The sequence below is a fragment of the Pseudomonas sp. McL0111 genome (genome assembly GCF_052567255.1).
On record NZ_CP199585.1, the window covers coordinates 3,909,555 to 3,934,746 of the forward strand.

General features: G+C 59.0%; 20 protein-coding genes. 3 read left to right on the forward strand and 17 right to left on the reverse strand.

From position 1 onward, the window contains the following. Positions 1-7: 7 nt before the first annotated feature. From nuoH to ACTWLJ_RS18040, 16 genes are all read right to left on the reverse strand, one after another. Positions 8-1,015, reverse strand: a complete 1,008-nt coding sequence (nuoH, locus tag ACTWLJ_RS17965; protein WP_445177805.1) for an NADH-quinone oxidoreductase subunit NuoH — start codon at positions 1,013-1,015, stop codon at positions 8-10. Then, positions 1,012-3,726 (reverse strand): NADH-quinone oxidoreductase subunit NuoG, encoded by a 2,715-nt coding sequence (gene nuoG, locus ACTWLJ_RS17970; protein WP_445177806.1) that lies wholly within the window; start codon positions 3,724-3,726, stop codon positions 1,012-1,014. Before nuoG ends, nuoH begins: the two co-directional genes overlap by 4 nt. Before the next feature lie 135 nt (positions 3,727-3,861). Further along, a complete protein-coding gene (nuoF, locus tag ACTWLJ_RS17975; protein ID WP_445177807.1) occupies positions 3,862-5,217 on the reverse strand; it encodes an NADH-quinone oxidoreductase subunit NuoF in 1,356 nt (451 codons plus the stop codon). Further along, positions 5,214-5,711: an NADH-quinone oxidoreductase subunit NuoE gene (gene nuoE / locus ACTWLJ_RS17980; RefSeq protein ID WP_445177808.1), complete on the reverse strand. Its 498-nt coding sequence runs from the start codon at positions 5,709-5,711 to the stop codon at positions 5,214-5,216. The genes nuoF and nuoE overlap by 4 nt, the downstream gene beginning before the upstream one ends. Before the next feature lie 2 nt (positions 5,712-5,713). Beyond that, a complete protein-coding gene (gene nuoC, locus ACTWLJ_RS17985) occupies positions 5,714-7,498 on the reverse strand; it encodes an NADH-quinone oxidoreductase subunit C/D (protein ID WP_445177809.1) in 1,785 nt (594 codons plus the stop codon). A 72-nt stretch (positions 7,499-7,570) separates the two neighbouring features. After that, entirely contained in the window at positions 7,571-8,245 is a 675-nt protein-coding gene (locus ACTWLJ_RS17990) for a NuoB/complex I 20 kDa subunit family protein (RefSeq protein ID WP_103306792.1), read from the reverse strand. Positions 8,246-8,255: 10 nt separating this feature from the next. Then, positions 8,256-8,669, reverse strand: coding sequence for an NADH-quinone oxidoreductase subunit A (locus tag ACTWLJ_RS17995; RefSeq protein WP_003223812.1), 414 nt, complete (start codon positions 8,667-8,669; stop codon positions 8,256-8,258). 643 nt (positions 8,670-9,312) lie between these two features. Continuing rightward, the gene (aceA, locus tag ACTWLJ_RS18000) at positions 9,313-10,638 is read right to left on the reverse strand and encodes an isocitrate lyase (protein WP_445177810.1); all 1,326 of its coding nucleotides are present in this window, start codon (positions 10,636-10,638) and stop codon (positions 9,313-9,315) included. A 476-nt stretch (positions 10,639-11,114) separates the two neighbouring features. Beyond that, on the reverse strand, positions 11,115-11,852 hold the full coding sequence (locus ACTWLJ_RS18005; RefSeq protein WP_445177811.1) for a secretin N-terminal domain-containing protein: 738 nt from the start codon (positions 11,850-11,852) through the stop codon (positions 11,115-11,117). Between the two features lie 215 nt (positions 11,853-12,067). Continuing rightward, positions 12,068-12,493, reverse strand: a complete 426-nt coding sequence (locus ACTWLJ_RS18010; protein ID WP_003223818.1) for a GNAT family N-acetyltransferase — start codon at positions 12,491-12,493, stop codon at positions 12,068-12,070. Further along, positions 12,486-13,655: a ribosomal protein uL16 3-hydroxylase gene (locus tag ACTWLJ_RS18015; RefSeq protein WP_445177812.1), complete on the reverse strand. Its 1,170-nt coding sequence runs from the start codon at positions 13,653-13,655 to the stop codon at positions 12,486-12,488. The genes ACTWLJ_RS18010 and ACTWLJ_RS18015 overlap by 8 nt, the downstream gene beginning before the upstream one ends. 86 nt (positions 13,656-13,741) lie before the next feature. Further along, complete coding sequence (gene purB, locus ACTWLJ_RS18020) at positions 13,742-15,112, reverse strand: adenylosuccinate lyase (RefSeq protein ID WP_445177813.1); 1,371 nt, start codon at positions 15,110-15,112, stop codon at positions 13,742-13,744. 127 nt (positions 15,113-15,239) lie between these two features. Beyond that, complete coding sequence (gene hflD / locus ACTWLJ_RS18025; RefSeq protein ID WP_007920199.1) at positions 15,240-15,863, reverse strand: high frequency lysogenization protein HflD; 624 nt, start codon at positions 15,861-15,863, stop codon at positions 15,240-15,242. Continuing rightward, entirely contained in the window at positions 15,860-16,984 is a 1,125-nt protein-coding gene (mnmA, locus tag ACTWLJ_RS18030) for a tRNA 2-thiouridine(34) synthase MnmA (RefSeq protein ID WP_445177814.1), read from the reverse strand. Before mnmA ends, hflD begins: the two co-directional genes overlap by 4 nt. 59 nt (positions 16,985-17,043) lie before the next feature. After that, positions 17,044-17,490: an NUDIX hydrolase gene (locus tag ACTWLJ_RS18035; RefSeq protein WP_445177815.1), complete on the reverse strand. Its 447-nt coding sequence runs from the start codon at positions 17,488-17,490 to the stop codon at positions 17,044-17,046. 208 nt (positions 17,491-17,698) lie between these two features. Then, entirely contained in the window at positions 17,699-19,924 is a 2,226-nt protein-coding gene (locus ACTWLJ_RS18040; RefSeq protein ID WP_445177816.1) for an NADP-dependent isocitrate dehydrogenase, read from the reverse strand. Positions 19,925-20,405: 481 nt separating this feature from the next. Between ACTWLJ_RS18040 and icd the strand changes: the two genes are divergently transcribed. Then, entirely contained in the window at positions 20,406-21,662 is a 1,257-nt protein-coding gene (gene icd / locus ACTWLJ_RS18045; RefSeq protein ID WP_445177817.1) for an NADP-dependent isocitrate dehydrogenase, read from the forward strand. 79 nt (positions 21,663-21,741) lie between these two features. Here the strand turns inward: icd and ACTWLJ_RS18050 are convergent, their stop codons facing one another. Beyond that, positions 21,742-22,023 (reverse strand): cold shock domain-containing protein, encoded by a 282-nt coding sequence (locus ACTWLJ_RS18050; RefSeq protein WP_445177818.1) that lies wholly within the window; start codon positions 22,021-22,023, stop codon positions 21,742-21,744. 224 nt (positions 22,024-22,247) lie between these two features. Between ACTWLJ_RS18050 and clpS the strand changes: the two genes are divergently transcribed. Together clpS and clpA are read left to right on the forward strand one after the other, a co-directional pair. Beyond that, on the forward strand, positions 22,248-22,631 hold the full coding sequence (gene clpS / locus ACTWLJ_RS18055; RefSeq protein ID WP_445177819.1) for an ATP-dependent Clp protease adapter ClpS: 384 nt from the start codon (positions 22,248-22,250) through the stop codon (positions 22,629-22,631). A 30-nt stretch (positions 22,632-22,661) separates the two neighbouring features. After that, on the forward strand, positions 22,662-24,932 hold the full coding sequence (clpA, locus tag ACTWLJ_RS18060; protein ID WP_445177820.1) for an ATP-dependent Clp protease ATP-binding subunit ClpA: 2,271 nt from the start codon (positions 22,662-22,664) through the stop codon (positions 24,930-24,932). Positions 24,933-25,192: the final 260 nt, after the last annotated feature.

A 25,192-nucleotide genomic window follows, 5' to 3' on the forward strand; every position in this document is an offset into this window, starting at 1 on the left:
CAAATCCTCACTGAACCGCGACCGCAGGCGTGTTCAACAACACGACTGCAGCGGTCACCAGCAAATTGATCAGGGTCAGTGGCAGGCAGAATTTCCAGCTGAAATCCATCACCTGGTCATAACGCGGACGCGGGATAGAAGCGCGCAGCAGGATGAACAGCATGATGAAGAACGCGGTCTTCAGTGCGAACCAGAGGAAAGCCAGTTGCGGCAAGATGCCGAACGGACCGTGCCAGCCACCGAAGAACAGGGTGACCAGCAGCGCCGAGATCAGGATGATGCCGATGTATTCACCGACGAAGAACATGCCCCATTTCATACCGGCGTATTCAATGTGGTAACCGTCGGCCAGTTCCTGTTCCGCTTCCGGCTGGTCGAACGGGTGACGGTGAGTCACGGCGACGCCAGCGATGAAGAAGGTACAGAAGCCGAAGAACTGCGGAATGATGAACCACAGGTTCTGCGCCTGGTATTCAACGATGTCGCGCATGTTGAACGAGCCGACCTGCACCACGATGCCCATCAGGGCCAGGCCCATGAACACTTCGTAGGACACGGTCTGCGCCGAAGCACGCAACGCACCGAGCAGGGCGAACTTGTTGTTACTCGACCAGCCGGCGAACAACACCGCGTAGACCGACAGACCGGCCATGGCGAAGAAGAACAGCAAGCCGATGTTCAGATCCGCCACGCCCCAGGTCGGAGTGATCGGGATGATGGAGAAAGCGATCAGCAGGGCGGACATGGCCACGACCGGTGCCAGGGTAAAAATCACCTTGTCGGCAAACGGTGGCGTCCAGTCTTCCTTGAAGAACATTTTCAGCATGTCGGCAGCGATCTGGAACATACCGAACGGGCCAACGCGGTTCGGACCGTAACGGTCCTGCCACCAGCCCAGCAGGCGACGTTCGACAAAGCTGAGCAACGCACCTGCGACCACGACGGCCAGCAGGATGACGATGGCTTTGACGACCGAGAGGATCACATCGATCACTTCAGGGGTGAACCAGGTCATTGCGCTGCCTCCTGCAGACCGTCGACGGATACGCCGGCAAATGCCGGTGGAATGCCGGCGATGCCCGCAGGCAATGCCACCAGACCTGCGCTCAGTTCTTCATTGATGCGCAGCGGCAGACGCAGGGTCTGACCGGCCACGTTCAGGCTCAGCAGTGCACCGTCGTTGACGCCCAGACGATCGGCTTCGGACTTGGCCAGAGCCACGTAGGCGGCCGGAATGCGTTCCTGAACCGGAGCGGCTTTCGAAGAGTTTTCTTCGCTGCCGAACAGGTGGAAGAACGGCACGGCTTGCCAGGTACCCGGCGCCGGGTTGAACGCACGCGGAGCAGCAGCGAACCAGTTCAGCGAATCACCAGTGCTTTCGATCAGGCGGGTGCCCGGATCGCCAGCACGGATGTGACCACCGACTTCGTCCTGGAACTTGTTCCACGCTTGTGGCGAGTTCCAGCCCGGCGACCATGCAAATGGAACTTGCTGACGCGGTTCTGCGGAGCCCGAGTAACCTTCCATGGAGAAGGCGAACGCGGTGTCTTTGTCTTGCGGGGTGCGTGGTTCGTGAACGCTGATGTCGGCGCGCATTGCGGTGCGACCGGAGTAACGCAGCGGCTCACGTGCCAGTTTCATACCCTTGATGCGGAACGCGGCGGACGGTGCAGCATCGACAATACGTGCCAGTTGCGCGGTGCTCGAAGCAACGGCAGCGGTGACGTGGTCGAGTTGCGTCCAGTCGATCGGCTGGTTCAGCAGGGTGGCGCGCAGGGCGTGCAGCCAGCGCCAGCCTTCGTGAACCAGAATGCTCGCGTCGAGGTATTGCGGATCGAAAACCTGGAAGAAGCGCTGGGCGCGACCTTCCTGGCTGACCAGCGTACCGTCGCCTTCGGCGAAGCTCGCCGCTGGCAGAACCAGGTGGGCGCGGTCGCTGGTAGCGGTCTTCTGATGATCAGCAACGATCACTACTTTCGCGGCGTTCAGGGCAGCTTCGACCTTGGCGCTGTCGGTGCGGGTGAACAGATCGTTTTCCAGCACGACGATGGCGTCAGCCTTGCCGTCGATGACGGCTTGCAGCGCGGCATCAACCGATTCGCCACCGAGCATGGCCAGGCCGAGGCTGTTGGCTTCCGGCACGATCAGGCTGATGGAACCGTTCTTCTCGCGCAGCTTGAGGGCCTTGGCGATGTTCGCGGCGGCTTCGATCAGTGCTTTCGAACCGAGGGAAGTACCGGCGATGATCAGCGGGCGCTTGGCAGCGAGCAGGGCGTCGGCGATACGCTTGGCCAGTTGCAGGGCTTCGGCGTCCAGACCTTCGACGGCCGGGGCGCTGGCATCCAGTGCGTGAGCAACAGCGAAACCGATGCGCGCCAGGTCGTCCGGAGCGGCGTGAACGCATTCTTCGGCGATGTCGTCGAGCTTGGTTTCAGCCAGGCTGGCGATGAACAACGGGTTCAGCGCGTGCTGACCGATGTTCTTCACAGCGGCGTCGAGCCATGGCTGAACGCGCATGGCGTCGGCCATTTCTTCGGCCTTGCCTTTGACCGACTGACGCAGCGACAGCGCCATACGGGCGGCGGTCTGGGTCAGGTCTTCACCGAGAACGAACACGGCGTCGTGGTCTTCGATGTCGCGCATGTTCGGCACTGGCAGCGGGCTGTCGTTGAGCACTTGCAGAACCAGACGGATACGTTCCAGTTCAGACGCTTCGATACCGCTGTAGAAGTGCTCGGCGCCCACCAGTTCACGCAACGCGTAGTTGCTTTCGAGGCTGGCACGCGGCGAACCGATACCGACGATATTGCGGCCGCGCAGCAGGTCGGCGGCTTTATCCAGCGCGTCGTCGAGGCTCAGCTTGGTGCCGTCGGCCAGCAGTGGCTGACGTGGACGGTCGGTGCGGTTGACGTAGCCATAACCGAAACGGCCACGGTCGCACAGGAAGTACTGGTTCACCGAACCGTTGAAACGGTTTTCGATGCGACGCAGTTCGCCGTAACGCTCACCCGGAGAGATGTTGCAACCGCTGGAGCAGCCATGGCAGATGCTCGGCGAGAACTGCATGTCCCATTTACGGTTGTAGCGCTCGGAGTGAGTCTTGTCGGTGAACACACCGGTCGGGCAGACCTCGGTGAGGTTGCCGGAGAACTCGCTTTCAAGGGTGCCGTCTTCAACGCGACCGAAGTACACGTTGTCGTGGGCGCCGAATACACCGAGGTCGGTGCCGCCAGCGTAATCCTTGTAGAAACGCACGCAGCGGTAGCAAGCGATGCAGCGGTTCATTTCGTGGGAAATGAACGGGCCCAGTTGCTGGTTCTGGTGGGTACGTTTGGTGAAGCGATAACGGCGCTCGTTGTGGCCGGTCATCACGGTCATGTCTTGCAGGTGGCAGTGACCGCCTTCTTCGCACACAGGGCAGTCGTGCGGGTGGTTGGTCATCAGCCATTCGACAACACTGGCGCGGAACGCCTTGGATTCTTCATCTTCGATGGAGATCCAGGTGTTGTCGGTGGCTGGGGTCATGCAGGACATGACGATACGACCACGGGTGTCGTTCTCGTCGGTGTACTGCTTGACCGCACACTGGCGGCAAGCCCCGACGCTACCAAGCGCGGGGTGCCAGCAGAAATATGGAATGTCGAGGCCCAGCGACAGACATGCCTGTAACAGGTTGTCTGCCCCGTCGACTTCGAGCGCTTTGCCGTCTACGTGGATAGTGGCCATGGTTCAAAGTTCTTCGTTGGCCCGGTGTCAGCGGGCGTGGCTAATGGAATCTTGTTATTCGTCCGAATCCAAACAGCCCATAAAGGCGTCATCGGACGAAAGGCGAAGGGCACGGACCCTTCGCCTTTTAAGCGTTTACGCGCCGACTACGATCGGCCTTGCCAGAGGCGGGACGGCTGCGCTTACAGGCGCGATACCGGCTTCGAACTCTGGACGGAAGTATTTGATGGCGCTGCCCAACGGCTCCACGGCACCCGGTGCGTGAGCACAGAAGGTCTTGCCAGGGCCGAGGAAACCGACCAGACCCAGCAGGGTCTCGATGTCGCCCGGTTGGCCTTCGCCTTTCTCGATGGCCATCAGCAGCTTGACGCTCCATGGCAAGCCATCGCGGCAAGGGGTGCAGAAACCGCACGACTCACGGGAGAAGAACTGCTCCATGTTGCGCAGCAGCGAGACCATGTTGACGCTGTCGTCCACCGCCATTGCCAGGCCGGTACCCATACGGGTGCCCACTTTGGCGATGCCGCCGGCATACATTTGTGCGTCAAGGTGCTCAGGCAAGAGGAAACCGGTACCGGCGCCACCTGGCTGCCAGGCCTTGAGCTTGAAGCCGTCGCGCATGCCGCCAGCGTAGTCTTCGAACAACTCGCGACCGGTCACGCCGAATGGCAGTTCCCACAGGCCAGGATTCTTGACCTTGCCGGAGAAGCCCATGAGCTTGGTGCCCATGTCTTCGCTGCCTTCGCGGGCCAACGATTTGTACCAGTCAACGCCGTCGGCAATGATCGCCGGCACGTTGCACAGGGTTTCAACGTTGTTCACGCAAGTCGGCTTGCCCCACACGCCAACGGCGGCAGGGAAGGGTGGCTTGGAACGCGGGTTGGCGCGGCGACCTTCGAGGGAGTTGATCAGTGCGGTTTCTTCACCGCAGATGTAACGCCCGGCGCCGGTGTGGACGAACAGTTCGAAATCGAAGCCGCTGCCCAGAATGTTTTTACCCAGCAGACCTGCTGCCTTGGCTTCTTCCACGGCACGGTTGAGGTGCTTGGCGGCGGTGGTGTATTCGCCACGCAGGAAGATGTAGCCACGGTAGGTTTTCAGTGCGCGGGCACTGATCAGCATGCCTTCGATCAGCAGATGGGGCAGTTGCTCCATCAGCATGCGGTCTTTCCAGGTGTTCGGCTCCATTTCATCCGCGTTGCATAGCAGGTAGCGGATGTTGATGGATTCGTCTTTTGGCATCAGGCCCCACTTGACTCCAGTGGGGAAGCCTGCACCGCCGCGACCTTTCAGGCCTGCGTCCTTCACGGTCTGGACGATGTCGTCCTGAGCCATGTCGGCGAAGGCTTTGCGCGCAGCGGCGTAGCCGTTTTTGGCCTGGTATTCGTCGAGCCATACCGCTTCGCCGTCGTCACGCAGACGCCAGGTCAACGGGTGAGTCTCTGGCGAACGCTTGATCAGGTTGGCCGGGCCGAAAGATGTCAGGGTCATACGTAGCCCTCGAGCAGTTTGGCGACGCCAGCAGGCTGCACATCACCAAAGGTGTCGTCGTCGATCATCAGTGCCGGTGCCTTGTCGCAGTTGCCGAGGCAGCAGACAGGCAGCAGAGTGAAACGACCGTCTTCGGTGGTCTGACCCAGGCCGATGCCCAGATTGTTCTGGATTTCGCTGACGACCGACTCATGGCCGCCGATGTAGCAGACCATGCTGTCGCACACGCGGATGATGTGACGGCCGACCGGCTGACGGAAGATCTGGCTGTAGAACGTCGCCACACCTTCAACGTCGCTCGCCGGGATGCCGAGGATCTCCCCGATCGCGTAGAGGGCGCCGTCCGGCACCCAGCCGCGTTCTTTCTGAACGATCTTCAGGGCTTCGATCGACGCCGCGCGCGGGTCTTCGTAGTGATGCAGCTCGTGCTCGATGGCCGAGCGCTCGGTTTCACTCAGGGTGAAACGGTCTGTCTGGATAAGCGTGCTGTTCATGCTTAGCGGTCCACGTCGGCCATAACGAAGTCGATACTACCCAGGTACGCAATCAAGTCCGCGACCATGCTGCCTTTGATCACCGAAGGGATCTGCTGCAGATGCGGGAAGCTTGGAGTACGAATCCGGGTACGGTAGCTCATGGTGCCGCCGTCGCTCGTCAGGTAATAACTGTTGATGCCCTTGGTCGCTTCGATCATCTGGAAGGATTCGTTGGCCGGCATGACCGGGCCCCACGAAACTTGCAGGAAGTGCGTGATCAGGGTTTCGATGTGCTGCAACGTGCGCTCTTTCGGCGGCGGCGTGGTCAGCGGGTGATCCGCCTTGTACGGGCCTTCCGGCATGTTGCGCATGCACTGGTCGATGATCTTGATGCTCTGGCGCATTTCTTCGACGCGAACCATGCAGCGGTCGTAGGCATCGCCGTTGGCGGCCAGCGGTACTTCGAACTCGAAGTTCTCGTAGCCGGAGTACGGGCGCGCTTTACGCAGGTCGAAATCGCAACCGGTCGAACGCAGGCCGGCACCCGTGACGCCCCATTCCAGGGCCTCTTTGGTGTTGTAGGCGGCAACGCCGATGGTACGACCCTTGAGGATGCTGTTCTGCAGGGCAGCCTTGGTGTATTCGTCGAGGCGTTTTGGCAGCCATTCAACGAAGTCTTTCACCAGTTTTTCCCAGCCGCGCGGCAGGTCGTGCGCGACGCCGCCGATGCGGTACCAGGCCGGGTGCAGACGGAAACCGGTAATGGCTTCGATCACCGTGTACGCCTTCTGGCGGTCGGTGAAGGTGAAGAACACCGGGGTCATGGCGCCGACGTCCTGGATGTAAGTACCCAGGAACAGCAGGTGGCTGGTGATCCGGAAGAACTCGGCCATCATGATGCGGATGACGTCGACCTTCTCAGGCACCTTGATGCCGGCCAGCTTCTCGACCGAGAGCACGTACGGCAGGTTGTTCATCACGCCGCCGAGGTAGTCGATACGGTCGGTGTACGGGATGAAGGAGTGCCAGGACTGACGTTCGGCCATTTTTTCGGCGCCACGGTGGTGGTAACCGACGTCAGGCACGCAGTCGACGATCTCTTCGCCGTCCAGTTGCAGAATGATACGGAACGCACCGTGAGCCGAAGGGTGGTTCGGGCCCAGGTTGAGGAACATGTAGTCCTCGTTCGTGCCGGAACGTTTCATGCCCCAGTCTTCAGGACGGAAGCGTGCGGCTTCTTCCTCAAGCTGTTGCTTGGCCAGGTTCAGGCTGAACGGGTCGAACTCGGTCGCACGCGCCGGGAAATCCTTGCGCAGCGGGTGACCTTCCCAGGTCGGCGGCATCATGATGCGCGACAGGTGCGGGTGGCCTTTGAAGTCGATGCCGAACATGTCCCAGACTTCACGCTCGTACCAGTTGGCGTTCGGCCAGATACCGGTGACGGTCGGCAAGCTCAGGTCGCTCTCGGACAAGGCAACCTTGATCATCACGTCACTATTACGTTCCAGCGACATGAGGTGGTAGAACACGGTGAACTCGGCGTCACTCGGCAGCCCTTGACGCTTGGTGCGCAGACGCTCGTCCACGCCGTGCAGGTCATAGAGCATGACGTACGGCTTGGGCAGGTTACGCAGGAAGGTCAGGACTTCGACGAGTCTGGCGCGGGCAACCCAAAGCACCGGCATGCCGGTGCGAGTGGATTGCGCAGTGAATGCTTCGGCGCCAAAACGGTTGTTCAGTTCGACGACCACATCCTGGTCGTCTGCCTTGTAAGGCGGGATGTACAGAGCGCTGCCTGTAGTCATGGTTATTTTTTCGCTTTCGGTCAACGTAAAGAATGAAGCCAGCTTCTCGTCTTTATTAAGGACAGATCTGGATCAGACTTCGTCAGGGCTGCGCAGGTTAGTGACTGCGATTCGCTGTTCGCGGCGCTGTTCCTTTTGCGATGGCATGTCGGCACGATAAACGCCTTGATCACCAACGACCCAGGACAGTGGGCGACGCTCCTGGCCAATCGATTCCTGCAACAGCATCAAGCCTTGCAGAAATGCTTCTGGACGGGGCGGGCAGCCAGGCACGTAGACGTCAACGGGCAGGAACTTGTCCACCCCCTGAACCACAGAGTAGATGTCGTACATGCCACCGGAGTTGGCGCACGAGCCCATGGAAATAACCCACTTCGGCTCGAGCATTTGCTCGTAGAGACGCTGAATGATCGGCGCCATCTTGATGAAGCAGGTACCGGCGATAACCATGAAGTCGGCCTGACGCGGTGATGCCCGGATGACTTCGGCGCCGAAGCGCGCGATGTCGTGGGGCGCCGTGAAGGCAGTGGTCATTTCCACGTAGCAGCAGGACAGGCCGAAGTTGTACGGCCACAGGGAGTTTTTACGCCCCCAGTTGACCGCGCCGTTCAGCACGTCTTCCAGCTTGCCCATGAAGATGTTTTTGTGGACTTGATCTTCTAACGGATCGGAAACGGTTTCCCGTTCGCCAATCGGATATTGCTCGTTAGGAGCATCGGGGTCGATCCTGGTGAGATTGTATTGCATTGCCAAAGCCTCATTGTTTCAGCTTCGCCTGCCGCTTGCGACGAGCTTCCGGAGCCCAGTCAAGGGCGCCCACTCGGAACAGGTAGACAAGACCTGCCAACAGAATTGCTATGAAAACGAGAGCTTCGACGAATCCGGTCCAGCCGCTTTCGCGGACGGACACAGACCATGCAAAGAGAAAGAGGGCTTCGATATCGAAGATCACGAACAGCATCGCGACCAGATAGAATTTGGCTGAGAGCCGCAAGCGGGCGCCACCGGTAGGTAGCATGCCCGACTCGAACGGTTCGTTTTTGCTGCGGCCCCAGGCTTTTGACCCGAGGAGGCTGGAGACACCAAGCATGAAGGCGCAGAGGCCGACAACGCCGAGAAGGAAAATGGCAAAGCCCCAGTTGTGGGCCATGAGTCCTGTCGCTTCGGGCATGCTGGTAATCCTTAACAGAGAGCAAAGGTCTCTGAGCTTGATAAAGAAATAAAGCAGTGACGATATGTCGCAGCAATCAATCGCGGTGATTTTATGGCTAAACACCCAGCAAGTAAAATTCCTATAGCGAAATTATTTATTGGAATAAGGACATAGCGCACCTCGCATGCCCTGTAGCCCATGCTGTGCGGGCATTAGGCCGGTTTCAGCGAATTATGTTTTGTAGGGAATGTAACGAACATAGTTGTCGCTAAATGATAATTAATATCGTTTGGAGTGGTTTTGTAACTGTTTAACGAGGCAATAGTCGGGAAGTTGTCTTATATGCACGTTACTGCAAGTAGCGGCGGCGCACGTTTTAGCTGATTTTTGTGACGCAGATGCCGCGCTGGATCAATGTTTTGCTCCATGAGCGCCTCCGATCTCTGTGGGAGCGGGCTTGCCCGCGATAGCGGTGTATCTGTCGATGCATTTGCTGAAGCTGAAGCCATCATCGCGGGCAAGCCCGCTCCCACAGGTTTTTGTGGTGTTTGGGGGATTTTGGGCAAAAAAACGCCCCGAACCAGTCGGGGCGTCAGTCTTGCGGCTTTGCGGTTAGCTTTCTATACGATCCGCAAAGGCCGTTTGCTCAGGCGAAGCAGAATCAGTGGAACTGTTCTTCTTCGGTCGAACCGGTCAGCGCGGTTACCGAGGACGAGCCACCCTGAATCACGGTGGTCATGTCGTCGAAGTAGCCGGTGCCCACTTCCTGCTGGTGAGCCACGAAGGTGTAACCCTTGGAGGCGTCAGCGAATTCCTGCTCTTGCAGCTTCACGTAGGCAGTCATGTCGTTGCGGGCGTAGTCGTGCGCCAGGTTGAACATGCTGTGCCACATGTTGTGAATGCCGGCCAGGGTGATGAACTGGTGCTTGTAACCCATGGCGGACAGTTCGCGCTGGAACTTGGCGATGGTCGCGTCGTCCAGGTTTTTCTTCCAGTTGAAGGAAGGCGAGCAGTTGTACGACAGCAGTTGGTCCGGGTATTCCTTTTTGATCGCTTCAGCGAAGCGACGTGCTTCGTCCAGATCCGGCTTGGCGGTTTCGCACCAGATCAGGTCGGCATACGGAGCGTAAGCCAGGCCACGGGCGATTGCCTGGTCGAGACCGGCACGAACCTTGTAGAAACCTTCCTGGGTGCGCTCGCCAGTCACGAATGGCTGGTCGTACGGGTCGCAGTCGGAAGTCAGCAGGTCAGCGGCGTTAGCGTCGGTACGCGCCAGAATGATGGTCGGAGTACCGGCAACGTCAGCAGCCAGACGTGCAGCAGTCAGCTTCTGTACGGCTTCCTGGGTTGGCACCAGAACCTTGCCGCCCATGTGGCCGCATTTTTTCACGGAAGCCAGTTGGTCTTCGAAGTGAACGCCGGCGGCGCCTGCTTCGATCATGCTTTTCATCAGCTCGTAGGCGTTCAGTACGCCGCCGAAACCGGCTTCAGCGTCAGCCACGATCGGTGCGAAGTAGTCGATGTAGCCATCGTCGCCCGGGTTCTTGCCGGCTTTCCACTGGATCTGGTCAGCACGACGGAACGAGTTGTTGATGCGCTTGACCACGGTTGGAACCGAGTCCACCGGGTACAGCGACTGATCCGGGTACATCGATTCGGCGGAGTTGTTGTCCGCAGCAACCTGCCAGCCAGACAGGTAGATCGCCTGGATACCGGCTTTAACCTGCTGAACAGCCTGGCCGCCGGTCAGGGCGCCCATGCAGTTGACGAAGTCTTTCTCTGGACGGAAGGACGGCTTGGCACCCTGGGTAACCAGGTTCCACAGCTTCTCGGCGCCCATTTTTGCAAGGGTGTGCTCAGGTTGAACCGAGCCACGCAGGCGGACGACGTCAGCAGCGGAGTAAGCGCGTGTAACGCCTTTCCAGCGCGGGTTTTCAGCCCAGTCTTTTTCGAGGGCTGCAATTTGCTGTTCGCGTGTCAGTGCCATGGAGATAAACCTCGTCGCGTCTTTATGAAAAGTTGTTCTGCGGTGGAAAATTCCTGCGCTCGCTGACCAGAAGCTTAGGTGGTCAAGTCGGATTCGGCGGGGTAGGCGACGGGATGAACGATGGGCTCGAGGGGAAGTGAGCAGGTAAGGGCGAACTGGCGGGCGTACTCCGGGCATCGTGGGCCTTTCATACGAACTACAGTGTGATGCCGGGTTACCTAGTTACGCTTCCGTCCCTCGGGACAACTTCGTTCCAGTCGACAACCTCGTCAAACACACCTTGTGGGCGGTACAGACACGAAGCGGTTCGCGGGGTAGGTGCGAACATCGCTTCGAAGGCCCTTGCCAGGGCCTCTGATTAGCGGGAGCGAGGCCATCATGCCTTCGCTTTTTTGCCTCGTCAAACGTTTTGTAGTGCTTTTTTTCAAGCACTACATCTTTCGTCTAATACGACTAATCAGTCAGTTTTCGGTGCTTTAGTCCATTGTCTCGACTTTGACCCGCAAGGTCATGTCATCCCGGCCCTGAGTAGAGTAGCTGCGGGTCTGGCTCTGTTTATCGGCCTGGGTTTCGCGATTCACACCGGCCAGGGTGATCCACTCGCCGAGACGCCCCGTGACAGTTGTGTCGGTGCTTTGCACGTTCACTACATCGGGACGTTCCTGGCTCATGCGGTCACGGTTGGTACTGATCGCCAAGTGAACGGTTTCACCGGTAACGCTGGCCGTGACGTAGAAACCCTGGGTGACGTTTCGGTATTGAGTCTGGCTGCTGTAATCGCCGTAGGAATTGCTCTGGCTGCTGGTGATCGGCACGCTCTGGCCGACCTGAATCAGCGCGGGCGCGCCTTCGCTGGCCTGGATCTGCTGAATGCCGCCATCGCGGCTGGCGGTGCTGTAATTGATGATTCTGGTTTGTTGATCGCCGGTGTTCTGCTGATTGTTTTCGTTGGTGTCGACGGTGATCAGCAGGCGTTTCGGCGCAGTATCCAGTTGCGACAGCAGGGCTTTGAGTTCCTGGATCTTGTCCGGCTCGGCCTTGACGATCAGTTGATTGCCATAGGCGCTGACCTGGCCGTCTCTGCCGATGAAGTCTTGCGCCATCGGCAGCATGTCGGCGCTGGTGCGGTACTTGAGGGGCACGATTTCTGTGGCTGCCATCACCGAAAGGCTGCAACCGAGCAGCAGGGTGGTGAGCAGGGTGCGTAGGGACATGTCCGTTATCTCCGCGTTCTAAAGGCTTGATATTGCCAGTTTGTCGGCCTCGGGTGGGGCAAGTTGAATCGTAGACAGCAAAACGCCCCGACATCGTTTGATGTCGGGGCGTTTTGTGTTGTGCTTTCGGGCCCCTTCGCGAGCAGGCTCGCTCCCACAGTTGGAATGCATTTCCCTGTGGGAGCGAGCCTGCTCGCGAAAGCCGCGCCGCGGGTTCAGGCCGAATGCCGAACCATATCCACATGCGGTATCCCTGCTTCCAGGAATTCCTCGCTGACCAGGCTGAAACCCAAACGCTCATAGAACGCAGTGGCCTGCACCTGGGCGCTGAGCATTTGCTGTTGCAAACCACGCGCTTCAGCTTCGGCGATCACCGCTTGCATCAGTGCATCACCGACCTTCATGCCGCGCCAGTCCTTCAGTACCGAAACCCGGCCGATGTGCCCATCGGGCAGCAGGCGAGCGGTACCAATCGGAAAGTCGCCTTCGAATGCCAGAAAATGCACCGCTGTAGCGTCGTCGGCATCCCACTCAAGCTCAGGCGGAACCGATTGCTCGGCGATGAACACCGTTTCACGAATGCGCCGGATCTCGGCGTTGTCCTTTTGCCAGTCTGCGACACGTACGCGAATCTTATTCATCGGCGAACCCCAGGCTCCCTTGCTTGACCAGTTCGCACAGCAGGCCGCGACCGTCTTCGTCGTTCAGCCACTCGCCGAGGTTATCGGTGTGCAAAGCGTCGGCGGCGCAGATCATTTTCAGCAGCTCGCGCAGTTTGCCCGGCAGATAACGGCTCTGGCCGCTGGCGAACAGCAGCAGGTCGTCATCGACTTCCGACCAGGCGAGGCGAGCGCTTGGGTTGCGAACCAGGATCGCGCCTTGCTCCAGTGCGCTGAGCACGTCGTCTTCGGCGAGGTCGTCCGGGCCGGTAACCAGTTCCGGGTAGCGCGGTTCGGTCATGTACTGGCCGAACCAGGTCAGCAGCAGGCGCTCGTCGCTCATGTGTTCGGCGAGCAGGCTTTTCAGGCGATCCAGCGCATCGTGTTGAATCTGATGCGGATCGGCTGCCGGCTGCGCATCGGCGTCGGTGTAGCGCTCTTCGTCAGTCAGGAACTGGCTGAGGAAGTCGGTGAAGTGGGTCAGCACTTCAGAGGCGCTCGGTGCGCGGAAGCCGACCGAGTAGGTCATGCATTCATCCACGGCCACGCCGCAGTGCGCCAGGCGTGGTGGCAGGTAGAGCATGTCGCCCGGTTCCAGCACCCATTCAGCGGTCTCTTCGAATTCGGCGAGGATGCGCAGGTCTGCGTGTTGCAGCAGCGGGCTCTCGGAATCGCACATCTGGCCGATTTTCCAGTTGCGCTTGCCGTGGCCTTGCAGCAGGAACACGTCGTAGTTGTCGAAGTGCGGACCAACGCTGCCACCTGGGGCGGCGTAGCTGATCATCACGTCGTCGACGCGCCAGCTCGGCAGGAAACGGAAGTTTTCCAGCAGTTCACTGACTTCCGGCACGAACTGGTCGACCGCTTGCACCAGCAGGGTCCACTCGGTTTCCGGCAATTTGCTGAATTCGTCTTCGGCGAATGGGCCACGGCGCAGTTCCCACGGACGCTCGCCGTGTTCGATCACCAGGCGCGATTCGATTTCTTCTTCCAGAGCTAGGCCGGCCAGCTCGTCGGCGTCGATCGGGCTTTCGAAGTCAGGAATCGCCTGACGAATCAGCAGCGGTTTTTTCTGCCAGTAGTCGCGCAGGAATTCGCGCGCCGTGAGACCGCCCAGAAGTTGAAGAGGAATATCGGAATTCATATGTAACCTATTGAAAAAAAGCACTTTTCAGACGGGAATAAAAACGCCCGGCGCGGCCGGGCGTCTCAAACGGTTCAAGCGGTCGATCAGATGCGTTTGGCTTGCGCTACAGCGTTGCCGATGTAGTTGGCCGGGGTCAGCAATTTCAGCTCGGCTTTCGCTTCGGCTGGCATGTCCAGGCCGTCGATGAAAGTCTGCAGCGCTTCAGGGCTGATGCCCTTGCCGCGCGTCAGTTCTTTCAGCTTCTCGTACGGGTTTTCAATGTTGTAGCGGCGCATCACGGTCTGGATCGGCTCGGCCAATACTTCCCAGCAAGCGTCGAGGTCCGCGGCAATCTTCTGCGCGTTCAGCTCAAGCTTGCTGATGCCTTTGAGGCTGGCTTCGTACGCGATCACGCTGTGGGCGAAGCCGACACCGAGGTTGCGCAGTACGGTGGAGTCGGTCAGGTCGCGCTGCCAGCGGGAGATTGGCAGTTTGCTCGCCAGGTGCTGGAACAGTGCGTTGGCGATGCCCAGATTGCCTTCGGAGTTTTCGAAGTCGATCGGGTTGACCTTGTGCGGCATGGTCGACGAACCGATTTCACCAGCGATGGTGCGCTGCTTGAAGTAACCCAGGGAGATGTAGCCCCAGATGTCGCGGTCGAAGTCGATCAGGATGGTGTTGAAGCGCGCAATGGCGTCGAACAGCTCGGCGATGTAGTCGTGCGGCTCGATCTGCGTGGTGTACGGGTTGAAACCCAGACCCAGTTCGTCTTCGATGAAGGCGCGGGCGTTTTCTTCCCAGTCGATCTGCGGGTAGGCCGACAGGTGGGCGTTGTAGTTGCCGACAGCGCCGTTAATCTTGCCCAGCAGCGGAACGGCAGCGACCTGAGCGATCTGACGCTCCAGACGGTAAACCACGTTTGCCAGCTCTTTACCCAGAGTGGTCGGCGAAGCCGGTTGACCGTGGGTGCGCGACAGCATTGGCACGTCAGCGAAACGGATGGCCAGTTCGCGGATGGCGTTGGCAGTCTGGCGCATCAGCGGCAGCATCACGTCGTCACGGCCTTCGCGCAGCATCAGGGCGTGGGACAGGTTGTTGATGTCTTCGCTGGTGCAGGCAAAGTGGATGAACTCACTGACCTTGGCCAGTTCCGGCAGCTTGGCCGCCTGCTCTTTGAGCAGGTATTCAATCGCCTTGACGTCGTGGTTGGTGGTGCGCTCGATCTCTTTGACGCGCTCGGCGTGCTCCAGAGCGAAATTTTCTGCCAGCTCGTTCAGGACAGCGTTGGCTTCGGCGGAGAACGCCGGCACTTCGCTGATGCCTGGGTGGGCGGCCAGGCGCTGGAGCCAGCGCACTTCAACCAGAACGCGGGCACGGATCAGGCCGTACTCGCTGAAAATCGGGCGCAGGGCCTGGGTTTTGCCGGCGTAGCGGCCGTCAACAGGGGAAACCGCAGTGAGCGAAGAAAGCTGCATGGGGTGTTCTCGGACAGTCGGGCAACGAAATGGGGCGCGTATCATACATGAAAAAATCCGCCGGTCCGTTGCCAACTGACCGGCGTATTACGCGTTACAGACTACAAAGCATTTATTGCGGGGCGATTTACTCGCTGCGCATCAGCGGATACAGCTCTTTGAGCAATTTGCGGCGGCTGATCACCAATTGCCAGCGATGTCCGCCGAGCTGTCGCCACAGGCGTGCCGAACGGATGCCGGCCAGCAGCAGGGCGCGAATTTTCGAGGCGTTGCTCGGTTGCTGCAGATTGCGCATGTCGCCGTGTACTTGAATGCGTTGGCGCAGGGTGCTCAGGGTGTCCTGATACAGCGCACCGCAGGCGGCAACCACGTTTTCGTGGGCCGGGCCGAAATGCTCGACCTGCGACTGGATCTGCGGCAGACGCTTGCCGATGGTGTCGAGCATGTCGTCGCGCTTGGCCAGTTGGCGTTCGAGGCCGAGCATCGACAGCGCATAACGCAAAGGTTCGCGCTGCAAAGTGCTAGGGTCACGTTCAAGGGCGCCGATCAGCGCGCGGTAACCCTCGCGCAGATTGAGGTCGTCGCCGCCATACACATCCAGCGTGTCTTTCGGGTCGCGCACCAGCAGGCTGCCGAGCATGCAGGTCAGGCCGGCTTCGCTGGTCTGGCCGGTCTTGGCGATCCGGTCGACCAGCACGGCGGCGAGAAACACGCCGCCCAATGCCGTCAGTTGCTCCTGAGTCGGGCTCATGCCTGGCCGCTCCACGGCTCGGCGACTTCGATCACGCCGCCACCGAGGCAGATCTCACCGTCATAGAACACCACGGATTGACCCGGGGTAACGGCGCGCTGCGGTTCGTCGAACACGGCGCGGTAGCCGGTGGCGGTTTGTTCCAGGATGCAGGCTTGATCGCTTTGGCGATAACGCACTTTGGCAGTCAAACGCAGTGGCTGGCTCAGATCGATCGGGTTGACCCAATAGATTTCCGAGGCGAGCAGGGCGCTGGAGAACAGCCACGGATGGTTGTTGCCCTGACCGACGATCAGCTCGTTGGTGTCCAGATCCTTGCGCAGCACGTACCAAGGCTCATCGCCAGCATCTTTCAAGCCGCCAATGCCCAGGCCCTGACGCTGACCGATGGTGTGATACATCAAGCCGTGGTGACGGCCGATGACTTCGCCTTCGGTGGTCTTGATCTCGCCCGGTTGTGCCGGCAGGTATTGCTTGAGGAAGTCGCTGAAACGACGCTCGCCGATGAAGCAGATCCCGGTGGAATCCTTCTTCTTGGCGGTCGCCAGTTCGTATTTCTCGGCAATTGCGCGGACTGCGGGCTTTTCCAGCTCACCGACCGGGAACAGGGTCTTGGCGATCTGTTCGCCGCCGACGGCGTGCAGGAAATAGCTCTGATCCTTGTTCGGATCGAGGCCCTTGAGCAGTTCGGTGCGGCCGTCGATGTCGCGGCGACGCACGTAGTGACCGGTGGCGATCAGGTCGGCGCCGAGCACCATGGCGTAATCAAGGAACGCCTTGAACTTGATTTCGCGGTTGCACAGGATGTCCGGGTTCGGCGTGCGACCGGCCTTGTATTCAGCGAGGAAGTGCTCGAACACGTTGTCCCAGTACTCGGCGGCGAAGTTGGCGGTGTGCAGCTTGATGCCGATCTTGTCGCAAACGGCCTGGGCATCGGCCAGGTCGTCCATGGCGGTGCAGTATTCCGTTCCGTCGTCTTCTTCCCAGTTCTTCATGAACAGGCCTTCCACTTCATAGCCCTGCTCGATCAGCAGAAGAGCGGAAACGGAAGAGTCCACGCCGCCGGACATGCCGACAATGACGCGCTTCTTGGATGTATCAGAAGGGGCTGGATCACGCATAGGGATTCAATGAGTGTCTTGAAAAAGGACGCGATTCTATCAGGCTCACGGCCTCAAGGCTAAAGAGAAGGGCGGATCAGTTCGAGGCTGAAGTGATTGCCGGCCAGATAGTCGTCAATGCAACGGATGATCAGCTCGCTGCGCCAGTTGTCGCGCTGGGCGATTAATTCCTCGCGGGTCAGCCACTTGGCGCCGACGATGCCGTCGTCCAGTTGATAATCCGGGTGGTGTTTCAGGGCTTTGGCGCTGAAGCACACGCGCTGGTAAGTCACGCCGTTGCTCGGGGCGGTGTACAGGTAAATGCCGACCACGCCGGTGGCTTCGACGTCCCAGCCGGTTTCTTCGAGGGTTTCGCGTACGGCGGCTTCGATCAGGGTTTCATTCGGGTCGAGATGGCCGGCGGGCTGGTTGAGCACATTGCGCCCGCCCTTGTGCTCTTCGACCATCAGGAAGCGGCCGTTGTCTTCGACGATGGTGGCGACGGTGATGTGGGGGAGCCAATCCATAAAACCTTCCTCAAATTTTGAATATTGAAATCCGATCCCTGTGGGAGCTGGCTTGCCAGCGATAGCGGTGGGTCAGTCGCCATTGATGTTGAATGATATGCCGCCATCGCTGGCAAGCCAGCTCCCACAGGGTTCTGTGGTGATTATAAATCCCGGAAACACAAACCCCGGCGCATTGGCCGGGGTTTGTGATGTTCCCTTTACAACCTTAAACCAGCGCAGCAATCGCCGCGTTGAGGGTTGCGCTTGGGCGCATGGCCTTGCTGATCAGCTCGGCGTCGGCGTGGTAGTAACCGCCGATGTCGACTGGCTTGCCCTGAACGGCGTTGAGCTCCGCAACGATGGTTGCTTCGTTCTCGGTCAGAGTCTTGGCCAGAGTCGTGAACTGCGCTTGCAGTGCAGCGTCTTCGGTCTGGGCAGCCAGGGCCTGAGCCCAGTACATCGCCAGATAGAAGTGGCTGCCGCGGTTGTCGATGTTGCCGACTTTGCGCGATGGCGACTTGTTGTTGTCGAGGAACTGGCCGGTAGCCTGGTCCAGAGTCTTGGACAGAACCAGTGCTTTCGGGTTGTTGTAGTTCACACCCAAATGCTCGAGGGACGCTGCCAGTGCGAGGAACTCGCCCAGCGAATCCCAGCGCAGGAAGTTCTCTTCAACCAGTTGCTGCACGTGCTTCGGAGCCGAACCGCCGGCGCCGGTTTCGAACAGGCCACCGCCGTTCATCAGCGGCACGATCGACAGCATCTTGGCGCTGGTGCCCAGTTCCATGATCGGGAACAGGTCGGTCAGGTAGTCGCGCAGTACGTTGCCGGTCACCGAGATGGTGTCCTTGCCGTCGCGGGTGCGCTGCAGGGTGAACTTCATTGCATCGACCGGCGCCATGATCTGGATGTCCAGACCGGCAGTGTCGTGATCCTTCAGGTAAGCCTGAACTTTCTCGATCACTACGCCGTCGTGAGCGCGCATCGGGTCGAGCCAGAAGATCGCCGGAGTGCTGCTGGCGCGAGCACGGTTGACGGCCAGTTTGACCCAGTCCTGGATCGGCGCGTCTTTGGTCTGGCACATGCGGAAGATGTCGCCGGCTTCAACAGCCTGTTCCATCAGCAGGGTGCCTTTGCTGTCGGTCACGCGAACCACGCCGTCAGCCTTGATCTGGAAGGTCTTGTCGTGCGAGCCGTACTCTTCGGCTTTCTTCGCCATCAGACCAACGTTTGGCACGCTGCCCATGGTGGTCGGATCGAAAGCACCGTTGGCTTTGCAATCTTCGATCACAGCCTGATAGATGGTCGCGTAGCAACGATCCGGGATCACAGCCTTGGTGTCGTGCAGCTGGCCGTCGGTGCCCCACATTTTGCCGGAGTCACGGATCATGGCCGGCATCGAGGCGTCGACGATAACGTCGCTCGGCACGTGCAGGTTGGTGATGCCTTTGTCGGAGTTGACCATCGCCAGCGACGGACGAGCGGCGTAGACCGCTTGAATGTCAGCTTCGATCTGCGCTTGCTGCTCGGCCGGCAGGGCCTTGATGCGAGCGTACAGATCACCGATGCCGTTGTTCAGGTTGAAGCCGATCTGAGCCAGCACATCAGCGTGCTTGGTCAGTGCGTCTTTATAGAACTCGGCAACGATCTGGCCGAACATGATCGGGTCGGAGACCTTCATCATGGTGGCTTTCAAGTGAACCGACAGCAGCACGCCTTGAGCCTTGGCGCTTTCGATTTCAGTGGCGATGAACGAACGCAGGGCGTTCTTGCTCATCACGGCGCAGTCGAGGATCTCGCCAGCTTGTACGCTGGTTTTTTCTTTCAGAACGGTAGCGGTACCGTCCTTGGCGATCAGCTCGATTTTCACAGCGTCAGCGGCGTCGATCAGGGCAGCTTTTTCGCTACCGTAGAAATCGCCGGTGCTCATGTGCGCAACGTGGGATTTGGAATCTGTGGCCCAGGCGCCCATTTTGTGCGGGTGCTTGCGCGCATAGTTCTTGACCGACAGCGGAGCACGACGGTCGGAGTTGCCTTCGCGCAGAACCGGGTTCACGGCGCTGCCCTTGACCTTGTCGTAGCGTGCCTTGACGTCTTTGTCGGCGTCGCTGGTCACGGTTTCCGGGTAGTCCGGCAGGTTGAAGCCCTGGGCTTGCAGCTCTTTGATCGCGGCTTGCAGCTGTGGAGCCGAAGCGCTGATGTTCGGCAGCTTGATGATGTTGGCTTCAGGCGTAACGGCCAGGTCGCCCAGTTCGGCGAGGTGGTCGGCTACGGCTTTGTCACCCAGTTGCTCGGGGAAGCTGGCCAGAATGCGCGCTGCAAGAGAGATATCGCGGGTTTCCACGGCGATATCGGCCGAGGCGGTGTAAGCCTCGATGATCGGCAGCAGGGAATAGGTGGCGAGGGCTGGGGCTTCGTCGGTGAAGGTATAGATGATCTTCGAGCGGGTGGGCATATTCGGATTAACTCTCTCTTCTTTGCTAAAGCGTGCGCAGAAACTCGAGGGGCGCCGGGTAAGCGCGTTCGTTCAAAGTCATCCATGAACCGAATGTCGAGATTCTTCGCGGTGATGTTGGGTGCATCAGTAGAGCGTCAAGCAGTCAGGCTGCGGTAACAACCTTACCAATCAGGCGGAAAGTCTCTGTCTAGAGAGGTCGGCCGTTGTGACCCTGTGGTCAGCGGCGGGCATTATACATAGGTGGCTGGCAATCTGCCGATGGTTCATATGCAACGATTCTCGTCCATTGGTCTAAAGGTCGCAGGGCAGGGTGGGGCGTAGAGTCGTTGCGAATGCTTGAGTTTGGCGCTTTTCCCTTTGCTTTCAGGCTTGTAGGAATCGAGTTGTGCGCGGCGCCCGAACATGGGGTTTGCGTGTCCAATTAACTGGGTTACGCTCGAAGCAAGCCAGATGTTCAATCCAATCAATGGAGTTCAGCATGGGTTACAAGAAGATTCAGGTTCCAGCCGTCGGCGACAAAATCACCGTCAATGCAGACCATTCTCTCAATGTTCCTAATAACCCGATCATCCCTTTCATCGAAGGTGACGGGATTGGTGTCGATATCAGTCCGGTCATGATCAAGGTTGTCGATGCTGCTGTGAAGAAGGCTTACGGCGGCGAGCGCAAGATTTCCTGGATGGAGGTGTATGCCGGGGAGAAAGCGACTCAGGTTTACGATCAGGACACCTGGCTGCCTCAGGAAACCCTGGACGCAGTCAAGGATTACGTGGTTTCCATCAAGGGCCCGCTGACCACCCCGGTCGGTGGCGGCATCCGCTCGCTGAACGTGGCCCTGCGTCAACAACTCGACCTGTACGTCTGCCTGCGCCCGGTGCGCTGGTTCGAAGGCGTGCCGAGCCCGGTGAAAAAGCCTGGCGACGTCGACATGACAATCTTCCGCGAGAACTCCGAAGACATCTACGCCGGCATCGAGTGGAAGGCCGGTTCGCCGGAAGCCACCAAAGTCATCAAATTCCTTAAAGAAGAAATGGGCGTCACCAAGATCCGTTTCGACCAGAACTGCGGTATCGGCGTCAAGCCGGTGTCCCTCGAAGGCACCAAGCGTCTGGCGCGCAAGGCCCTGCAATACGTGGTCGATAACGACCGCGATTCGCTGACCATCGTGCACAAAGGCAACATCATGAAGTTCACCGAAGGTGCCTTCAAGGAATGGGCCTATGAAGTGGCGGCCGAAGAGTTCGGCGCGACGCTGCTCGACGGCGGTCCGTGGATGCAGTTCAAAAACCCGAAAACCGGCAAGAATGTCGTCGTCAAAGATGCCATCGCCGACGCCATGCTCCAGCAGATCCTGCTGCGCCCGGCCGAATACGATGTGATCGCGACCCTCAACCTCAATGGCGACTACCTCTCCGATGCTCTGGCGGCAGAAGTGGGCGGTATCGGTATTGCGCCGGGCGCCAACCTGTCCGACACCGTGGCGATGTTCGAAGCCACCCACGGTACCGCGCCGAAGTACGCCGGCAAGGACCAGGTCAACCCGGGTTCGCTGATTCTGTCGGCGGAAATGATGTTGCGTCACATGGGCTGGACCGAAGCGGCCGACCTGATCATCAAGGGCACCAACGGCGCGATTTCGGCCAAGACCGTGACCTATGACTTCGAACGTCTGATGGACGGCGCGAAGCTGGTCTCGTCGTCAGGTTTCGGCGATGCGCTGATCTCGCACATGTAAGTGAAATCGGCTGTAACAAAAGCGCCCGGCTCGAGTGATCGAGCCGGGCGCTTTTTTATGTCTGGTTAGTGCGGGTGGATCAGTTGGTAACCGTTTCTGAGCGGACAGAGGTCGCCGTGTGATCTTTCGCGGCCTCGGCAGCCTGAATTTTCACGGCATGCAGGCCTTTGGGGCCCTGAACTATGTCGAAACTGACCAGTTGTCCGGCCTTGAGGGTTTTGTAGCCCTCCATTTCGATCGCCGAGAAATGAGCGAAGAAATCAATCTCTTTGCCGTCCTCGCCGCGACCTTCGTGGGTGTCGGTATTGATGAAACCGAACCCCTTGGCGTTGTTGAACCACTTAACCTTGCCGACAGCCATGCTCAAATCCCTCTGCAACAGACTCCATCGCTGGAGTATCATCCAGGACATCCGCAATCTAATCCGTTAAAAGGATTGACTCCGCGGATCTTTTTTACCCACCGTGGGCTCTATTGTTTGTAACACCGTTTTCCCGATAGTCAAGGTGACCGGGCAGTCGGAGTTGAAAACGTGTGTAGCCGCCCCCACCACTGTATTTGCACAACTGACGAACCTTTCTTTCCATGCATGCAATCAGCCAGATTCGACTAACATTCAATCAGGATCGCCCGGTTCTCCAAAAGGAACATCCGGAGCACCACGACGACGATTCGGCGGGCGTTGCTGTTCAGGAAGCAAAGCCTGCGTTACAGGCGCCGCCGATGTACAAGGTGGTTTTGTTCAATGATGACTACACACCGATGGATTTCGTCGTCGAAGTGCTCGAGGTGTTTTTTAACCTGAATCGCGAGCTGGCGACCAAGGTCATGCTGGCCGTCCACACAGAAGGACGGGCAGTATGTGGAGTGTTTACCCGCGACATCGCCGAGACAAAGGCCATGCAGGTCAACCAGTACGCCAGGGAAAGCCAGCATCCGCTACTCTGTGAAATCGAGAAGGACGGTTAATCGCCGACCACTTGGGTATGAGGTGAAGCTATGTTAAACCGCGAGCTCGAAGTCACCCTCAATCTTGCCTTCAAGGAGGCTCGTTCGAAACGTCATGAATTCATGACCGTCGAACACCTGCTGCTGGCCCTATTGGACAATGAGGCTGCCGCCACCGTTTTGCGTGCCTGCGGCGCAAACCTCGACAAACTCAAGCACGACCTGCAGGAGTTCATCGACTCCACCACGCCATTGATCCCCGTCCATGACGAAGATCGCGAAACCCAGCCAACCCTGGGCTTTCAGCGTGTACTGCAACGTGCTGTCTTTCATGTACAGAGCTCGGGCAAACGCGAAGTAACCGGCGCCAACGTGCTGGTTGCAATCTTCAGTGAGCAAGAGAGTCAGGCAGTGTTTCTGCTGAAACAGCAGAGCGTTGCGCGCATCGATGTCGTCAACTACATCGCTCATGGCATCTCCAAGGTGCCGGGGCATGGCGATCACTCTGAAGGTGAACAAGATATGCAGGACGACGAGGGCGGTGAGTCTTCTTCTTCAGGCAATCCTCTGGATGCTTATGCCAGCAACCTCAACGAACTCGCACGCCAGGGTCGTATTGACCCGCTGGTCGGTCGCGAAATGGAAGTCGAGCGTGTCGCGCAGATTCTGGCGCGTCGTCGCAAGAACAATCCGTTGCTGGTAGGCGAGGCAGGCGTGGGTAAAACCGCGATTGCCGAAGGTCTGGCCAAGCGCATTGTCGACAACCAGGTGCCTGACCTGCTGGCCGGCAGCGTTGTGTATTCCCTTGATCTCGGCGCTCTGCTCGCGGGCACCAAGTATCGCGGTGATTTCGAGAAGCGCTTCAAGGCGCTGCTCAATGAACTGAAAAAACGTCCGCAAGCGATCCTGTTCATCGACGAAATCCACACCATTATTGGTGCCGGTGCTGCGTCTGGTGGCGTTATGGACGCTTCGAACCTGCTCAAGCCGCTGCTGTCGTCTGGCGACATTCGCTGCATCGGCTCGACCACGTTCCAGGAATTTCGCGGCATCTTCGAGAAGGATCGTGCGCTTGCACGGCGCTTCCAGAAGGTCGATGTCGTCGAGCCGTCGGTGGAAGACACCATCGGCATCCTGCGCGGCCTGAAAGGGCGTTTCGAACAGCATCACAACATCGAATACAGCGATGAGGCGTTGCGTGCGGCTGCTGAACTGGCCTCGCGTTACATCAATGACCGGCATATGCCGGACAAGGCCATCGACGTAATCGACGAGGCGGGTGCCTATCAGCGTCTGCAACCGGTCGAGAAGCGCGCCAAGCGCATCGAAGTGCCGCACGTTGAAGACATCGTGGCGAAGATTGCGCGGATTCCGCCGAAGCACGTCACCAGTTCCGACAAGGAGCTGCTGCGTAACCTTGAGCGCGATCTGAAGCTGACGGTGTTTGGTCAGGACGCGGCGATCGATTCGCTGTCGACTGCGATCAAGCTGTCTCGTGCCGGGCTGAAATCGCCTGACAAGCCTGTCGGTTCGTTCCTGTTCGCAGGGCCTACCGGTGTCGGTAAAACCGAGGCGGCGCGGCAACTGGCCAAGGCGTTGGGTATCGAACTGGTTCGCTTCGACATGTCCGAGTACATGGAGCGTCACACCGTATCGCGTCTGATCGGTGCGCCTCCAGGTTATGTCGGCTTTGATCAGGGCGGTCTGCTGACCGAGGCGATCACCAAGCAGCCACATTGCGTATTGCTGCTCGATGAAATCGAGAAGGCGCATCCGGAAGTCTTCAACCTGCTGTTGCAGGTGATGGACCATGGCACGCTGACCGACAACAACGGGCGCAAGGCGGATTTCCGCAATGTGATCGTGATCATGACCACCAACGCCGGTGCCGAAACGGCAGCTCGTGCTTCGATCGGTTTCACTCATCAGGATCACTCGTCTGATGCGATGGAAGTGATCAAGAAGAGCTTCACGCCGGAATTCCGTAACCGTCTGGACACCATTATCCAGTTTGGTCGCCTCAGTCATGAGGTTATCAAAAGTGTGGTGGACAAGTTCCTCACCGAACTTCAGGCGCAGCTGGAAGACAAGCGTGTGCTGCTTGAGGTGACTGACGCGGCGCGTAGCTGGCTGGCGGCCGGTGGTTACGATTCGGCGATGGGTGCGCGTCCGATGGCTCGTCTGATTCAGGACAAGATCAAGCGTCCGTTGGCGGAGGAAATTCTGTTTGGCGAGCTGGCCGAGCATGGCGGTGTGGTTCACATCGACATCAAGGATGGTGAGCTGACGTTTGACTTCGAGACTACCGCTGAGATGGCCTGACGGTCGGTTGTAAGCTCTAAAGGCGCCTTCGGGCGCCTTTTTTGTTGGCTGCGGTTTGGGGGTTTATCCGTTGCTGCGGTGATGGCGGCTTAGGGTTCCGCCCTTACGGCGGGTCACCTTTTCCAAACGCCGAAAAGGTAACCCAAAAGGCTTTACCCTGACGTTCGGCCCGCTCGCTGGAGCTCGGGGTTCCTTCGCTCCGGGTTTCATCCGGGGGCATCGCCTACGGTTTGCTTCGCTGCACCTCCTCTCGATGCATT

Excerpts from the sequence above, each read along its gene's own strand:
- nuoC (WP_445177809.1), bottom strand. The coding sequence starts at position 7,498 with ATGACTACAGGCAGCGCTCTGTACATCCCGCCTTACAAGGCAGACGAC.
- ACTWLJ_RS18050 (WP_445177818.1), bottom strand. The coding sequence starts at position 22,023 with ATGGCTGTCGGCAAGGTTAAGTGGTTCAACAACGCCAAGGGGTTCGGT.
- icd (WP_445177817.1), top strand. The coding sequence starts at position 20,406 with ATGGGTTACAAGAAGATTCAGGTTCCAGCCGTCGGCGACAAAATCACC.
- nuoF (WP_445177807.1), bottom strand. The coding sequence starts at position 5,217 with ATGACCCTGACATCTTTCGGCCCGGCCAACCTGATCAAGCGTTCGCCA.
- ACTWLJ_RS18035 (WP_445177815.1), bottom strand. The coding sequence starts at position 17,490 with ATGGATTGGCTCCCCCACATCACCGTCGCCACCATCGTCGAAGACAAC.
- clpS (WP_445177819.1), top strand. The coding sequence starts at position 22,248 with ATGCATGCAATCAGCCAGATTCGACTAACATTCAATCAGGATCGCCCG.
- nuoG (WP_445177806.1), bottom strand. The coding sequence starts at position 3,726 with ATGGCCACTATCCACGTAGACGGCAAAGCGCTCGAAGTCGACGGGGCA.
- ACTWLJ_RS18040 (WP_445177816.1), bottom strand. The coding sequence starts at position 19,924 with ATGCCCACCCGCTCGAAGATCATCTATACCTTCACCGACGAAGCCCCA.
- aceA (WP_445177810.1), bottom strand. The coding sequence starts at position 10,638 with ATGGCACTGACACGCGAACAGCAAATTGCAGCCCTCGAAAAAGACTGG.
- nuoE (WP_445177808.1), bottom strand. The coding sequence starts at position 5,711 with ATGAACAGCACGCTTATCCAGACAGACCGTTTCACCCTGAGTGAAACC.
- ACTWLJ_RS17995 (WP_003223812.1), bottom strand. The coding sequence starts at position 8,669 with ATGCCCGAAGCGACAGGACTCATGGCCCACAACTGGGGCTTTGCCATT.
- mnmA (WP_445177814.1), bottom strand. The coding sequence starts at position 16,984 with ATGCGTGATCCAGCCCCTTCTGATACATCCAAGAAGCGCGTCATTGTC.
- ACTWLJ_RS17990 (WP_103306792.1), bottom strand. The coding sequence starts at position 8,245 with ATGCAATACAATCTCACCAGGATCGACCCCGATGCTCCTAACGAGCAA.
- clpA (WP_445177820.1), top strand. The coding sequence starts at position 22,662 with ATGTTAAACCGCGAGCTCGAAGTCACCCTCAATCTTGCCTTCAAGGAG.
- ACTWLJ_RS18015 (WP_445177812.1), bottom strand. The coding sequence starts at position 13,655 with ATGAATTCCGATATTCCTCTTCAACTTCTGGGCGGTCTCACGGCGCGC.
- nuoH (WP_445177805.1), bottom strand. The coding sequence starts at position 1,015 with ATGACCTGGTTCACCCCTGAAGTGATCGATGTGATCCTCTCGGTCGTC.
- ACTWLJ_RS18010 (WP_003223818.1), bottom strand. The coding sequence starts at position 12,493 with ATGAATAAGATTCGCGTACGTGTCGCAGACTGGCAAAAGGACAACGCC.
- ACTWLJ_RS18005 (WP_445177811.1), bottom strand. The coding sequence starts at position 11,852 with ATGTCCCTACGCACCCTGCTCACCACCCTGCTGCTCGGTTGCAGCCTT.
- purB (WP_445177813.1), bottom strand. The coding sequence starts at position 15,112 with ATGCAGCTTTCTTCGCTCACTGCGGTTTCCCCTGTTGACGGCCGCTAC.
- hflD (WP_007920199.1), bottom strand. The coding sequence starts at position 15,863 with ATGAGCCCGACTCAGGAGCAACTGACGGCATTGGGCGGCGTGTTTCTC.